The following is a 13,609-nucleotide window of genomic DNA, read 5'->3' on the forward strand; positions in this document are numbered from 1 at the left end:
TTTAACGTGTTTGTAGTGGAATGATATTTGCCATACAGAAATATATGGTCAGCATACATCCCGCTACGCGACCTCTTCCGCGAGCACGATCCGGTCCTCCCGGCGAACCTCGGGCACACGCATCGGATATCAACCCTGCAATGACATTCCCAATCATCATGAAAAGCAAACACTTTGCAACCCTGCTGCTCGTGCCGGCGGTCTTGTCGACCGCCCATGCGCAGGACGGCGAGCCCTCGCCGGTCCGTGTCAGCGGCTTCGGCACCGGCGCCCTGACGTGGACGGACACCAACGACGCGCAATTCGCGCGCGCCAACCAGGCCAGCGGTGCCGGCACGTCCCCGCGCACGGGCGTGGATTCCAACCTGGGCATCCAGGTCGACGCGAACATCAACGACTGGCTGTCGCTCACGGGCCAGGGGCTGGTGCGGAAATTCGGCGAAGACGACTACGGCGCCGATGCGACGCTCGCCTTCGCCAAATTCAGGCTGTCCGACATGCTGAACGTGCGCGTCGGCCGCGTGCCGCTGGCCATCTTCATGGTCTCGGACTATCGCAACGTGGGCTATGCCAACACGATGGTGCGGCCGTCGCTGGAGGTGTATTCGCAGGTGCCGATGGACAGTCTCGACGGCGCCGACCTGAGCTGGCAGCAGACCATCGGCCCGGCCACGCTGACCACGCAACTCGCGTACGGCGATTCCTCCATCACGATGGCGGGCGGCGACGGCAAGGCCAAGGTCACGAACGGCAGCGTCGTGAACGTCATCTACGAACAGGGGCCGTTCACGCTGCGTGTCGGCCGCAACGACGGCAATCTGACGCTCGACCAGGGTTTCTTCCATTTGCCGAAGACCAAGGTGTCGTTCACGGCCGTCGGCTTCGCCATGGATGCGAACAACGTCGTCGTGCAGTCGGAATACACGCAGGCACGCGGCGTCGGCCAAGGCAGCGACGGCTGGTATGCGATGGGCGGCTACCGGTTCGGCAAACTGCTGCCGTACTACAGCCACGGCAAGCAGACCGGTGCATCCGCGCAGAAGACCGACAGCGTCGGCCTGCGCTGGGACGCGTTCCGCTCGGCCGACATCAAGTTCCAGGTCGACCGCGTCGATCCGGAAGGTCCCGGCCTGTTCATCCAGCCCAGGCGCGGCTTCCGTGGCCCCGTCACCGTCGGCACGGTTGCCGTCGACTTCGTTTTCTGAGGAGACCGCAATGAATACCATGATCCGCTCCTTCGTTCTCGCCGCCGTCCTCGGGCCCGCCGTGCCGGCCATGGCCGAAGTCGTCGTCGTCGTGAACCCGTCCGCGCCGCAGGCGTCGATGACCAGGGATGAAGTCGCACAGTACTTCCTCGGCAAATCCACGGCCCTGGCGCCGGTCGACCAGCCGGAAAGCGCGCCGATCCGCGCGGAGTTCTACAAGAAGGTCGCCGACAAGGACATGTCGCAAGTGAAGGCGCTGTGGTCCAAGCTCGTCTTCACCGGCAAGGCGACGATGCCGAAGGAAGTCGGCGGCAGCACCGACGTCAGGAAGGCCGTGGCCGCGAACCCGAAGGCCATCGGCTACATCGAGAAAAGCGCCGTCGACGCGACCGTGAAGGTCATCTACACGGCGCCTTGAAGCTCACCTGCGACATCACAGACAGTCGACGAACGCGGTGACGGCAGCGGCGAACGCGCCCGCCTGTTCGATGGCACCCAGGTGCGATGCTCCGGCCAGCACGAGCGTCGGCACGGCAATCTGCCCGAGGCGCGCCGTCGTGTCGACGCCGCCCACGGCCGCGCAGCAGCCGATATAGCCCTGGGCATCCGTCGTGACGAGGCGCCGGCGGAACTTTGCAACCGTTGCCGGATGGACCGAACGGAAGCCTTCGTGGAAGTAGCGGCCCATCACGGCGTCCGCGATGGCGTCGATCCCGCGTTCCTGCACGGTCGCGATGCGCTGGCGCCAGAGGCCGCGCGCCGCGTCCGGATAGCCCGACGCGTATGCGCCAGCGCGAAGTGCAGCGCGCGGAGCTCGAGAATGTCGTGAACTCGCGCGCGCTGTCGACGGCGCTGGCGGAGAACTACGTCGGGGCGTTCTGAGCGCTCTGCACGTCCGGCCGCGCGATGGCATAATCGGCGGTCACCCCGTCACCCATCGAAAGGAAGCATATGGTCGTCGAAAGCGCCGAAATCCTCGTCAAGGCCGGCATGGAAGAACAATTCGAGGCGGGCGTGCGCGCCGCCGCGCCGCTGTTCCAGCGGGCGCGCGGGTGTACCGGCATGCGCCTGCAGCGGGGCGTGGAGAATCCGCGCGCCTACCGCCTGCTCGTGGACTGGAACACGGTTGAGGACCACATGGTGCACTTCCGCGAGAGCGACGATTTCCAGGAATGGCGCCGCCTCGTCGGCCACTGCTTCGACGGCGCGCCCGTCGTCACGCACTACGTGGCCGCCGTCGACGGCTTCTGACGGCCTTCAGGGCAGCAGCATCGCGAGTTCCTGCGCGCCCTGGCGCAGCACGGGCAGGAACTCATCCACCATGCGCTCCGGCGTCACGCGCGCCGCGTGTGCGCCCACGTTCAGCGCCGCCAGCACCTTGCCCGACGCGCCGCGCACGGGCACGGCGATCGAGCGCAATCCCATTTCCAGTTCTTCGTTGTTGATGGCATAGCCGTCGCGCCGTACTTGCGCGAGTATGTCGCGCAGTGTGTCCGGATCCGTCACCGTGCGCTCCGTCCTGGGCGTCAGCGTGGTGTGCGCCAGGTACGCGTCCAGCTTGTCCTGCGGCAGGTGCGCGAGCAGCACGCGGCCCAGCGAGCTGCAATACGCGGGCAGGCGGCTGCCGGCGGACAGCGACACCGACATCACGCGTGACGTCGCCGCGCGCGCCACGTACAGCACCTGGTCTTCCTCCAGCACGGCGAGCGAGCTCGATTCGCCCAGCGCCTTGCTGACGCCGTTCAGGCATGGCTGCGCGGCGGCCGTCAGCGGTGTCGACGATAAATACGAATACCCCAGTGTGAGCACCTTCGGGCGGAGGCTGAAATTGTTCAGCTCCGCGTCGACATAGCCGAGCTGCCGCAGCGTGTGCAGGCAGCGGCGCACGGCCGCGCGCGGGATGCCCGTCTGCTGGCTGATCTGGGCGATGGTTTGCGGCTTGCGCGAGTCGGCGAACGCGCGCAGCACGGCGAGGCCGCGCGCCAGCGACGTCATGAAGTCGGGATCGGCGAGGGCGTCGATTTCTTCCGCGATGGTGAGCGGGGCGGCTGGGGTCGAGGGTGTGGATGACATGGCGGAATTCTAATCGATGGTGACGGGTTGTCAGGAAGCGCTTGACGGCCGACGCGGCGCGGGCGTACACTTTTTGTGCGGTAGACGAGCATGTGTTCGATACTCGCACATCAGAGACAAGGTGACAACCCATGATCGACAAAACCTGTGACTCGCTGGAGCGGGCCGTGGCCGACATCCACGACGGCGCCACCGTCATGATCGGCGGCTTCGGCAACGCCGGCATGCCGTCCGCGCTCATCGACGCGCTGATCGCCCACGGCGCCCGCGAGCTGACCATCGTGAACAACAATGCCGGCAACGGCGACACGGGCCTGGCCGCCCTCATCAAGGAAAAGCGCGTGAGGAAGATCGTGTGCTCGTTTCCGCGCCAGGCCGATTCCTGGCATTTCGACGCGCTGTACCGCGCCGGCGAAATCGAGCTGGAACTGACGCCCCAGGGCAACCTGGCCGAGCGCATCCGCGCCGCCGGCGCCGGCATCGGCGGCTTCTTCACGCCCACCGGCTACGGCACCCTGCTGGCCGAGGGCAAGGAAACCCGCGTCATCGACGGCAAGAACCATGTGTTCGAGACCCCGATCCACGCCGATTTCGCGCTGATCAAGGCCCTGCGCGGCGACCGCTGGGGCAATCTCGTGTACCGCAAGACCGCCCGCAACTTCGGTCCGATCATGGCGATGGCCGCAAAGACCACCATTGCGCAGGTCGCCGAGATCGTGCCGCTCGGCGAACTCGATCCGGAAGCGATCGTCACCCCCGGCATCTTCGTCCAGCGCGTCGTCAAGGAGGCCGCATGAACACCCGATACACCCGCGACCAGATGGCCGCGCGCGTAGCGCAAGACATCCCGGAAGGCGCCTACGTCAACCTGGGCATCGGCCTGCCCACGAAGGTCGCCAACTACCTGCCGGCGGAGAAGGAGATCTTCCTGCACAGCGAGAACGGCCTGCTCGGCATGGGGCCGGCGCCCGCCCCGGGCGAGGAAGACGAGGACCTGATCAACGCCGGCAAGCAGCCGGTGACCTTGCTGACGGGCGGCGCCTATTTCCACCACGCGGACTCGTTCGCGATGATGCGCGGCGGCCACCTGGACATCTGCGTGCTGGGCGCCTTCCAGGTGTCGCACACGGGCGACCTGGCCAACTGGCACACGGGCGCGCCGGACGCGATTCCCGCCGTCGGCGGCGCCATGGACCTCGCGATCGGTGCGAAGCAGGTGTTCGTCATGATGGAACACCAGACCAAGACGGGAGAAAGCAAGATCGTCGAGCGCTGCACCTATCCGCTGACGGGCATCGCCTGCGTCAGCCGCATCTACACGGACCTGGCCGTGCTGGACGTGACGCCCGAGGGCCTGCGCGTGCGCGAGATGGCGCCGGGCCTGACCCTGGCCGACCTGCAGGCCGTCACCGCCGCGCCGCTGCTGGCGCCCAACGAATAACAGGAGAATGACCATGACCGACGCATTCATCGTCGACGCCATCCGCACCCCCATCGGCCGCTACGGCGGCGCATTGAAGGACGTGCGCGCGGACGACCTGGGCGCCATCCCCATCCGCGAACTCATGCGCCGCAATCCGGACGTCGACTGGTCCGCCATCGACGACGTGATCTACGGCTGCGCCAACCAGGCCGGCGAGGACAACCGCAACGTGGCGCGCATGGCCGCGCTGCTGGCCGGCCTGCCGCAACAGGTTCCCGGTTCCACCGTGAACCGCCTGTGCGGCTCGGGCCTGGACGCCGTCGGCAGCGCCGCGCGCGCCATCAAGAGCGGCGAGGCCCGTTTGATGATCGCAGGCGGCGTGGAATCGATGACGCGCGCACCGTTCGTGATGGGCAAGGCGGAATCCGCGTTCTCCCGCAACGCGAACATCTACGACACGACGATCGGCTGGCGCTTCCCGAACCCGCTGATGCACAAGCTGTACGGCACGGATGCGATGCCGGAGACGGCGGAAAACGTGGCCGACGACTACAGGATTTCGCGCGCGGACCAGGATGCGTTCGCGCTCGCCAGCCAGGCGAAGGCGGCCCGTGCGCAACAGGACGGGACGTTCGAGCAGGAGATCGTGCCCGTGCCGATCCCTCAAAAGAAAGGGGATCCCATCCGTTTGGCCAAGGACGAGCACCCGCGCGAGACGAGCCTGGAAACGCTGGCGAAGCTGAAACCGGTCGTGCGGCCGGATGGCACGGTCACCGCCGGTAATGCATCCGGCGTGAACGACGGCGCCTGCGCGCTGCTGCTGGCAAATGCGGAAGCGGCCGCGCAGTACGGCTTGACACCGCGCGCCCGCATCGTGGGCATGGCGACGGCCGGCGTGGCGCCCCGCGTGATGGGCATCGGCCCCGCGCCCGCCGTGCAAAAGCTGCTGGCGCAGACGGGCATGACGCTGGACCAGTTCGACGTGATCGAGCTGAACGAAGCGTTCGCGGCGCAGGGCCTCGCCGTGCTGCGCCTGCTCGGCCTGCGCGACGACGACCCGCGTGTGAATCCGAACGGCGGCGCGATCGCCCTCGGCCATCCGCTCGGGATGAGCGGCGCGCGGCTCGTCACCGCGGCCACGTACCAGCTGGAGCGGACCGGCGGCCGCTTTGCCCTGTGCACGATGTGCATCGGCGTAGGGCAGGGCATCGCGCTCGCGATCGAGCGCGTGTGATCAAGCGGCGGGAACGTCCTTCCCGTCCAGCCAGTCGAAGATTTGGGGCCAGAGGCGCGCATGCGCGCTGCGCCCCACGAGCACGCCCACGTGCTGCAGGTTGACGCCCACGTCGCCCTCGTAGTGCAGCAGTTGCTTGCGGGGGCTGGCCGTTGCTTCGTGGAACGGCACCAGCGCATCGGGTGGAATCAGCTTGCTGCGCGGGTCGACGACGGACAGCAGCGGCGCCGTCAGGTCGCGCGGGCCGATCGTGCGGTTGCCGAGCGCGAGCTTGCCCTGCATGAAGGCATCGTGCCGGTACAGCGACTCGACGATCTCCGTGAACAGCCGGCCCGGCAGCGGGAACTCGTCGTGCGTCCAGCGTTCCACGCGCATGTGCGTGACGAGCGCCTGCGGGTCCGTCATCGACAGCATGCGGTCCGTCCAGCGCTCCCACTGGAATGCCTGCGGTTCGGCCATCGCGCTCATCATGTTGAGGAAGACGCCGGGCACCTGGCGGAACGTGTCCGCGATGGGGCGCGCGTGCGGCGTCGCGTCGATCAGGCGCGCGAAGCAGCTCGAGGCGGGCGTGAAGTGCAGCGGCGATTCCAGCAGGATCGTCGCGCGCACGGCCTCGGGGTGCAGGCAGCTGTGGATGGCGGCAAGGATGCCGCCCAGCGAGTGGCCCGCGACGACGACCTGGTCCGGCCCGCCGTCGGCCGCGATGGCCCGGCGGCAGGCGGCCAGCAGGTGGTCGCCGTAGTCGTCGAGGCCGAAGTGGTCGTGCGTGTCGGGCAGCGCGACCCATTCGGCCAGGTAGACGCGGTAGCCGCGCTCCAGGAAGCGCCGCACGACGCTGATGTCGGGCGCCAGGTCCCAGATGTAGGGGCGCTTGATGGGGGCCGGCACGATCAGCACGGCCGGGCCGCCGTTCGGGGCGATGTCGGCCGGGGCGCCGTAGCGGCGCACGTTCAGACCGGGTTCCGTGTGCAGGACCGTCGACGGCGTCTGCTGCGGGCCGTAGCCCACGCGTTCCAGCATCTCGCCGCGCGCCTTGCGGCTGCGGTCCATGTTCTTGAGGGCCTGCGCACCGAGCGCGCCCATCGCGGTGTTCCAGTTGCTTGCCTGCATGGCGATTCGTCCGAGGTGAGAGTGGAAGACACCGCACTCTACGCCACCAATCCGCAGGCTCCAATCGCGTCAGACCGGAAAGTCACGCGCGTTTGCGGAGCGCTAAACTGGAAACGTGCACGATGCTAGCGGGCTATTGTGCACGATTAAAACGGAGGGCGGCGCACGGGCGCGCCGCCCGACACGCCTACTCGACCCAGCTGTGGCCGTCGCGCGCGAGCAGTGCGAACGACTCCGCCGGACCCCACGAGCCGGCCGCGTACGGATGCGGCTTCTCGTCCAGGGTCTGCCAGCCTTCGATGATCGGGTCGGCCCATTCCCACGCCGCTTCCAGCTCGTCGCGGCGCATGAAGTGGGTGAGGCGGCCGCGCACGACGTCGATCAGCAGGCGCTCGTACGCTTCCGCGCGGCGCTGCTGGAACGCCGACTGCAGGTCGAGGTTCAGCGCGACCTGCTGCATCTCCATGCCGCTGCCGGGCTGCTTGGCCATGAGCTGCAGCTTGATCGCTTCTTCCGGCTGCAGTTCGATGACGAGGCGGTTGGCGACGGCGCCGGCGGTCTGCGGGAACAGGGGGAACGGCGGGTTCGCGAACTCGACGACGATCTTCGACGAGCGGCGCGCCATGCGCTTGCCGGTGCGCAGGTAGAACGGCACCTTGGACCAGCGCCACGTGTCGATGAAGGCGCGCAGGGCGACGAAGGTCTCCGTCTTGCTGTCTTGCGGGACGTTCTTTTCTTCGTGGTAGCCCGGCACTTCCTGGTTGCCGGAGACGCCGCGGATGTACTGGCCGCGGATCGTGTCGCGCGCGATGTCGGCCAGCGACAGGCGGCGCAGCGAGCGCAGCACCTTCAGCTTTTCGTCGCGCACGGCATCCGGCGACAGCGAGGTCGGCGGTTCCATCGCGACGATGCACAGCAGTTGCAGCAGGTGGTTCTGCACCATGTCGCGCATCGCGCCGGCGCCGTCGTAGAAGCCGGCGCGGCTGCCGACGCCCACTTCCTCGGCCACGGTGATCTGCACGCTGGAAATGTTCGGCGCGCGCCACAGCGGTTCCAGGATCGAGTTACCGAAGCGCAGCACCATCAGGTTCTGCACGGTTTCCTTGCCCAGGTAGTGGTCGATGCGGTAGATCTGCGATTCTTCGAAGTGGCGGCCGACGTCTTCGTTGATGGCGATGGCCGAGGCCAGGTCCGTGCCCAGCGGCTTTTCCAGCACGACGCGGGCATTGGCGTCGACGAGGTTGCTGGCGGCGAGCTTGTCGCAGATGGTCGTGAACAGCGACGGCGCCGTCGACAGGTAGAACACGCGCTGGGCACCGGCGCGCGACGCTTGCGCGAGGGCCGAGAAGTCGGGCGCGGCCTGCACGTCCAGGCGCACGTACTCGAGCAGTTTGAGGAAGCCGTCCCACGTCTTCTCGTTGAAGTTGCTGGCCGCGATGAACGAGCGCGAGTTCGCCTCGATGTGGGCGAGGTAGGCTTCGCGGGTGAAGTCCTGGCGGCCGGTGGACAGGATGCGCGTCGTCGACGGCAGATTGCCGTGCAGGAAGGCCATGTACAGGGCCGGCAGCAGCTTGCGCATGGCAAGGTCGCCCATGCCGCCGAAGATGATCATGTCGAGGGGGAGGCCGTTGTCTGCTTCTGTCGAGTGGGTCTGCATGTTGTTCTGGATCTTGGAAGTTAAGGTGGTTGCCGGCGGCGCGTGCGGCGTCATCCCGGCGGGGACGCGGCCGGGCCGGGCAGGGCGGTACGGTTGCGCAGCGCGGCTCCCGCGGTCGGGGCGGCCTGCGTGCGGCTTGTGGGCGCCGGGCGCGCCGGCTTGTGGCCGGGCGGCGGCGCCGACGGGGATGGCGTCAACGGGGGCGCGCCAACGGCCGTCCGCGCGCGTCGGGCGCTGCGGTCGCGGTCCGCGTGGCGGCGTTGTGGTGTCCCGGTGGTGGCCATGTCAGCTCATAGTCGATGCATGATCGGTATCCGGAACCCGGCAGTGGCGCGGATTGCGGCCATGCAGGTGTTCCTGGAACAAAGGATTGTACACCGGGCCGGCGCCCGTGCCGGGAATGGGGCTGGGAGGGCCGGCCGGGCCCTCGTCGCCTATATCAAAAACCGATAGCAAATGGCGAATAAATGATGGGCGCGGCATGCCGCGGCGCGTTACGATGACTGCTCGTGCGGTGGCGTGGTGGCCATCAGCACGGCCTCGACTTACTTACTCTCGATATCACTTCAGGGCGCCCGCGTGGCGCCCATTTTTTTCGGCCCGCGTGCGGTCAATGCGGGACCGATACGTTCTCGCAATGCGCGGCCTCCTTCGGCACCGCTGCCGCCGCGTTATCGTTGCGCGGAAAGGGGGCAAGGTACGCTATCACCACCGGCAAGACGGAGACGACCTGCACGAACAGGAAAAACAACCGGTAACTATGGTCGCATGCCACGAAGAGGAAGCCGCTCGCCCATCCGGTGGTCCATTTACACAGTGCCATGACGCTCGTCGCGAAGGCGTAATGGGACATCTGGAAGCGCCCCGGAGAGACTTGCTGCACCATATAGAGCATGTGGCCGACGGATCCGAATCCGTATCCGAATTTTTCGACCAGGACCGCGCCGGAGATGATCAGGAGATTCGACGGCAAGTCGGCGCTGAGCCAGTAATAGGCGAGATGGGGCACGTTCAGCGCAAGTGCCAGGACGACGAAAGACCGGCGCAACGTCATCCTGGAGACGACGAAACCCGCCAGGATCGTGCCGGCGATGAATGCGATGGTACCCAGCGTGCCGTTGATCGCGCCAAGCGTCTGGTTGTCGAGGCCCAATCCTCCGGCATCCCTGCCGTCCAGCAGGAAGATCGGCCCGATCTTCTCCACGAAGCCCTCGGCGAGCCGATAGGCGAACACGACGACGAGCATCGTCCAGATCTTCGGCTTCGCGACAAACGTACGCCAGGATGCGAGGAATGACCCGAAGCCCGCCGGCAGGCCATTGCGGGCCCCCGCGGCGTTGGGGACGTCCGGCAGATTCCTGAGATGCCAGAATGCCGACATCCCCATCAGGACGGCGCAGATCGCCAGAACGGCCACCCAGCACTGCGCCCAGCTCAAGTCATGACCCGTCTTCAAAACCCCGCTCAGCGAAACGACGATGCCGGACGCGGCGACCGCCCCGATATTCCAGCAAAGATTCTGGAGTCCGGCGTAGCGGGCCTGTTCCGCCGGCGTGGTCGATCCCATGAAAATGCCGTCGATGGCGATGTCCTGCGTTGCCGAGGCAAACCCGATCATCCAGAAGGTCGCAAGCGTGAGAGAAAGCGCGTAGGGCGTGCGCAACAAGAGGGCCGTGGCGGCGAATAACACCATCAATAGGAACTGCATGCTGACCACCCAGCCTTTCTTCGTGCCGAAGGCCTCGAGGAGGGGTGCCCAGAGCGGCTTCAAGACCCAGGGAAGGTATAACTGGCTCGTGCTTGTCACGACCTCGGCCGTGCTCATGCCCAGGTTGCGGTACATGATGGCCGCGGCCGATGCGACGAAGATATTCGGAAATCCCATCGTCGCGTACAGGGTCGGTACCCAGTGCAGTAGCCTGGGACGGGGAATGGAAGACAAGGTAAATGTCAACATGGCGCTCCATCTCGATCTGGCCGGGCGATGTGTCGATTGCAGCGGCGCCCGGAACGCTTCATTGCTGCGCGTGTCGCTCGACACATTGCTGGAACAAGGTGGCGGCGCGGCCGGCCATGGCCGCCTGTTCGAGCCACCCGACTATCCGCTCGGCGGGCACTGCGCGTCCGTTTTCGGTGAAGCCGGTCGCGCGGGAGAGTACGACAGGGCGGTTGCACCAATAAGAGAGATCGAGTCCCGCGTCCGACTCATCGGACAGCACCGCCGACGCCTTCCGTACGATGGACCCGATATAGGCCGGAATGTCCCCGCGGGACTTCACCAGGGCGGAAATCGATTGCTCCAGGACGGTCCGGTACAATTCGTCGATGTCGATGTTCTTGCGCATGCAGTTCAGGGCCACGAAAGCCGTGTCCCAGGCGCTGCCCGGCGGGGACATCCGCACGAACCGGTCTCTCAGGTCGAAATACACGTCGACGAGGTCCTGCACATGTTGCGCCGGCGCGTTTTCCTTCACGACCGCTTCCAGCGCTTGCGCCTTGTCGGCGCAACAGGCGATCCTGCGCAGCAGGACACACAAATTATGCTCGCCCATGACTTCGGGCATGCGCCAGTCGGGCGGATCGAGCATGAACGGCTGGTTGTTCCCGGCCCTCATGATGCGTCGAAACACGTCGAACGCCCGGTCGACGAGCGGCCTGGGCATGTCGTTCAGCGCCGGTTCCGGGATGCCCGTGAGCTTCACCATTTCCATTCGCAGGCGTGTGTCGTAAGTCCGCGCCAGATGGTTTTCCAGCTCGCCGAGACCGACGAGTTTCGATGCGATGTGGCCCGGCGCATACTTTTTTACGTAGAATAAAAGGTCGCGGAGCGCCGAACCCAGGCTTCCGTATTGCGTGGTCACCTCGGAGTACGGGGCAGAGGCGAACCTGAGCCGGCCGTAGTCCGAGACCGTGGATATTGTCCCGAAATCGATCCAGCGCCCGTCGACACAACAGTTCGACGCGTTCAGGGTGCCGTGCACGATGCGTTTTGCCGTCGCCGCCGCCACCTGCACGGCGAACCTGCGCACCATTTCCATGAGGTGTGCGTTGAGCGCATGATGGTCGGCCAGTCCGGCAATCGCCTGGTCGTCCGGGAACAGGCACTGCGCGAGCCCGGACGGCAGCGCGGCAATCGCCCGCTTCGTCCGCTCGACGTCGCTCAGGCGCAGACCCGGCGCGTGCGGATCCTGGTCGAAGAAAATCGCGCGCATGTAGTGCGCGGGACGAAGCGCCTGGTCGCGCACGATGAGCGCCCGGGAAGATGTCCCGTGGCGTGTGAACGAACGGTCCGGCGCCATCGTGCCGGTCGTGATGATCGCGTTCACCCGGGCCGCGCCGTACGGCAGGGCAAGTTGGCAGACCTCACCCCAGATCGCTTCCTGTATCGCCTCCTCCAGCGATGCGGCGCCATGGCTGTGCCAAAAGTCGGTCGATTTTCCGGCAAGCTGATTCTTGCCGATGCCTTTGATCTGGAAATCGCCGACGATTCCGCAGCGAACGCCGCCCCCGTTCGCTTCCAGCGCTTCGCCGCCATACCGCTCTCCGGCCGCCAAGGTCGCCTCGTCCAGATAGCAGGACGGATCTTCCGACTCCAGCGGCTTGCACCAGGCATAATCCAGTGGATCGAAGCTTGCCGGCACGTCCGGGCCGACCCATTCGATCCGCGGGCGGGCCAACCGGCGCACTTCGAAATTCACGAACGACGAATCGGGCAGGAGTTGTTTGAGCGGAACTGGCAGCATGACGGTTTGATGTCGGAGATTTGTCGAAAAGTCGTGCGGTAGGCTGGTCAGGAGGCGTTCCTGCGGTTCCTGAAAAAGTAGGAAAATGGGCTGGCCTGGATCTGCTTCGTCACGACCGCACCTTTCCTGCGCCGCGAGTAAATCACGCCGTCGTGGTCGGCGAATACCGTGTCGCGCAGATCGCGGAGGATATGCTTGAGATTTCCGTACGGCGCGACGAAGTCGATGATCCACGGGCTATCCCCTTCGTTCCACTCGCTCAAGTGAAGCTGCGGATCGTCGTCCGAGAGAAACCGGTCTTCCACGTCGGACGCAAGGAAGGCCCACGTCACCATCCCGACGGGCATGCCGCGCGCGTCGAAATAGAATTTGAATTGCTTGTGCGCGAACGCGGCGCCAAGGTGCCACAACGATTTCGCGAGTGTCCTGTTCAACAGCGCCGGAGCCGTTCCCATCAGTAACGCCGCGTATCCGTAATACTCGGCCGTGGTCTTGTGCGGTTCCTTTGCTTCATCGAATACTTCGAGTACGTATCTCATTCGTCGTGGCCGGTGTGATTGAATCAATGACGGTTTGCCATGAACTCTGCGCATACCTTGTTCATGACGTCGTTATATTCCCGCATCGGGGGAAGGCCGATCGCAACCCGGCGCCGGTCGACGTCCGCACCGGATTCGATGGCACGCGGATGCCATACCGCACTGGCATCGCACTCGCCCTGCGTACCATAGCGTTGCGGTTTGTGCGTGCGGTCGTAGAGATACGCGTAATCCTTGGGTGAGATGTCGCCCGTGCGGACGAGCGGTTCCAGCGTCGTCAGCATCTGCAACTGGAACGCCGGATCGCTGTCCGCGTGCTGGACGAGCAGCCACGCGGCTTCGCTGCCATCGGCGCCCACCATCGATGTCGTCGGCCAGCCCACTGCGGCGACGATCTCCTTCAGCCTTTTCAGATTCTCCTGATCGATACGGAATAGATCCCGGGATCCGCCGTGGAGCCCTTCCTCCCTCGCGTCCTGATCCTTCTTTTTCATTTCCAGCAGTTCGCGTCTCAGGTCGGGACGGGCGATGGCGGCGGATTGCGCCGTGAAATGAAGCGCAAGCATGCCGATGGCAACGATCGTCAAGAGAGTGCTGCGGCGATTCATGTTATTCCTCCTGTCGT

At 65.8% G+C, this 13,609-nt stretch carries 15 protein-coding genes; 6 read left to right on the top strand and 9 right to left on the bottom strand.

Going from position 1 to position 13,609, the window contains the following annotated elements:
• The first annotated feature begins 158 nt into the window (after window positions 1–158).
• Both ACEN9G_RS26535 and ACEN9G_RS26540 read left to right on the top strand, forming a co-directional pair.
• Complete coding sequence (locus ACEN9G_RS26535; protein WP_413342856.1) at window positions 159–1,205, top strand: hypothetical protein; 1,047 nt, start codon at window positions 159–161, stop codon at window positions 1,203–1,205.
• A 10-nt stretch (window positions 1,206–1,215) separates the two neighbouring features.
• Window positions 1,216–1,623, top strand: coding sequence for a type 2 periplasmic-binding domain-containing protein (locus tag ACEN9G_RS26540; protein WP_413342854.1), 408 nt, complete (start codon window positions 1,216–1,218; stop codon window positions 1,621–1,623).
• A gap of 15 nt (window positions 1,624–1,638) precedes the next feature.
• Here the strand turns inward: ACEN9G_RS26540 and ACEN9G_RS26545 are convergent, their stop codons facing one another.
• Window positions 1,639–1,932 (bottom strand): alpha/beta hydrolase, encoded by a 294-nt coding sequence (locus ACEN9G_RS26545; RefSeq protein ID WP_413342852.1) that lies wholly within the window; start codon window positions 1,930–1,932, stop codon window positions 1,639–1,641.
• A 224-nt stretch (window positions 1,933–2,156) separates the two neighbouring features.
• On the opposite strand from ACEN9G_RS26545, the gene ACEN9G_RS26550 reads away from it, so the two are divergent.
• Window positions 2,157–2,456, top strand: coding sequence for an antibiotic biosynthesis monooxygenase family protein (locus tag ACEN9G_RS26550; RefSeq protein WP_413342850.1), 300 nt, complete (start codon window positions 2,157–2,159; stop codon window positions 2,454–2,456).
• A 6-nt stretch (window positions 2,457–2,462) separates the two neighbouring features.
• On the opposite strand, the gene ACEN9G_RS26555 is transcribed toward ACEN9G_RS26550, so the two are convergent.
• Entirely contained in the window at window positions 2,463–3,278 is an 816-nt protein-coding gene (locus tag ACEN9G_RS26555) for an IclR family transcriptional regulator domain-containing protein (protein WP_413342848.1), read from the bottom strand.
• 131 nt (window positions 3,279–3,409) lie between these two features.
• On the opposite strand from ACEN9G_RS26555, the gene ACEN9G_RS26560 reads away from it, so the two are divergent.
• From ACEN9G_RS26560 to pcaF, 3 genes are read left to right on the top strand one after another with little or no spacing between them, the layout of a single operon-like run.
• Entirely contained in the window at window positions 3,410–4,075 is a 666-nt protein-coding gene (locus ACEN9G_RS26560) for a 3-oxoacid CoA-transferase subunit A (protein WP_413342846.1), read from the top strand.
• Window positions 4,072–4,719 carry a CoA transferase subunit B gene (locus ACEN9G_RS26565; protein ID WP_483127235.1) on the top strand — a complete coding sequence of 216 codons (648 nt, stop codon included), beginning with the start codon at window positions 4,072–4,074 and terminating at the stop codon, window positions 4,717–4,719. Before ACEN9G_RS26560 ends, ACEN9G_RS26565 begins: the two co-directional genes overlap by 4 nt.
• 13 nt (window positions 4,720–4,732) lie before the next feature.
• Window positions 4,733–5,935: a 3-oxoadipyl-CoA thiolase gene (pcaF, locus tag ACEN9G_RS26570; protein WP_413345636.1), complete on the top strand. Its 1,203-nt coding sequence runs from the start codon at window positions 4,733–4,735 to the stop codon at window positions 5,933–5,935.
• Here the strand turns inward: pcaF and ACEN9G_RS26575 are convergent, their stop codons facing one another.
• From ACEN9G_RS26575 to ACEN9G_RS26605, 7 genes are all read right to left on the bottom strand, one after another.
• Window positions 5,936–7,045, bottom strand: a complete 1,110-nt coding sequence (locus ACEN9G_RS26575; RefSeq protein ID WP_483127236.1) for an alpha/beta fold hydrolase — start codon at window positions 7,043–7,045, stop codon at window positions 5,936–5,938.
• A gap of 187 nt (window positions 7,046–7,232) precedes the next feature.
• On the bottom strand, window positions 7,233–8,702 hold the full coding sequence (gene zwf, locus ACEN9G_RS26580) for a glucose-6-phosphate dehydrogenase (RefSeq protein WP_413345544.1): 1,470 nt from the start codon (window positions 8,700–8,702) through the stop codon (window positions 7,233–7,235).
• A gap of 50 nt (window positions 8,703–8,752) precedes the next feature.
• Window positions 8,753–8,899 carry a hypothetical protein gene (locus tag ACEN9G_RS26585; protein ID WP_483127237.1) on the bottom strand — a complete coding sequence of 49 codons (147 nt, stop codon included), beginning with the start codon at window positions 8,897–8,899 and terminating at the stop codon, window positions 8,753–8,755.
• Between the two features lie 413 nt (window positions 8,900–9,312).
• Window positions 9,313–10,659 carry an MFS transporter gene (locus ACEN9G_RS26590; protein WP_413341255.1) on the bottom strand — a complete coding sequence of 449 codons (1,347 nt, stop codon included), beginning with the start codon at window positions 10,657–10,659 and terminating at the stop codon, window positions 9,313–9,315.
• A 58-nt stretch (window positions 10,660–10,717) separates the two neighbouring features.
• A complete protein-coding gene (locus ACEN9G_RS26595; protein ID WP_413341253.1) occupies window positions 10,718–12,445 on the bottom strand; it encodes a hypothetical protein in 1,728 nt (575 codons plus the stop codon).
• A 47-nt stretch (window positions 12,446–12,492) separates the two neighbouring features.
• Window positions 12,493–13,038 carry a toxin-activating lysine-acyltransferase gene (locus ACEN9G_RS26600; protein WP_413341251.1) on the bottom strand — a complete coding sequence of 182 codons (546 nt, stop codon included), beginning with the start codon at window positions 13,036–13,038 and terminating at the stop codon, window positions 12,493–12,495.
• Entirely contained in the window at window positions 13,008–13,592 is a 585-nt protein-coding gene (locus ACEN9G_RS26605) for a DUF6624 domain-containing protein (RefSeq protein WP_413341249.1), read from the bottom strand. Before ACEN9G_RS26605 ends, ACEN9G_RS26600 begins: the two co-directional genes overlap by 31 nt.
• Window positions 13,593–13,609: the final 17 nt, after the last annotated feature.

It is taken from the genome of Massilia sp. Masssp94 (assembly GCF_059491305.1).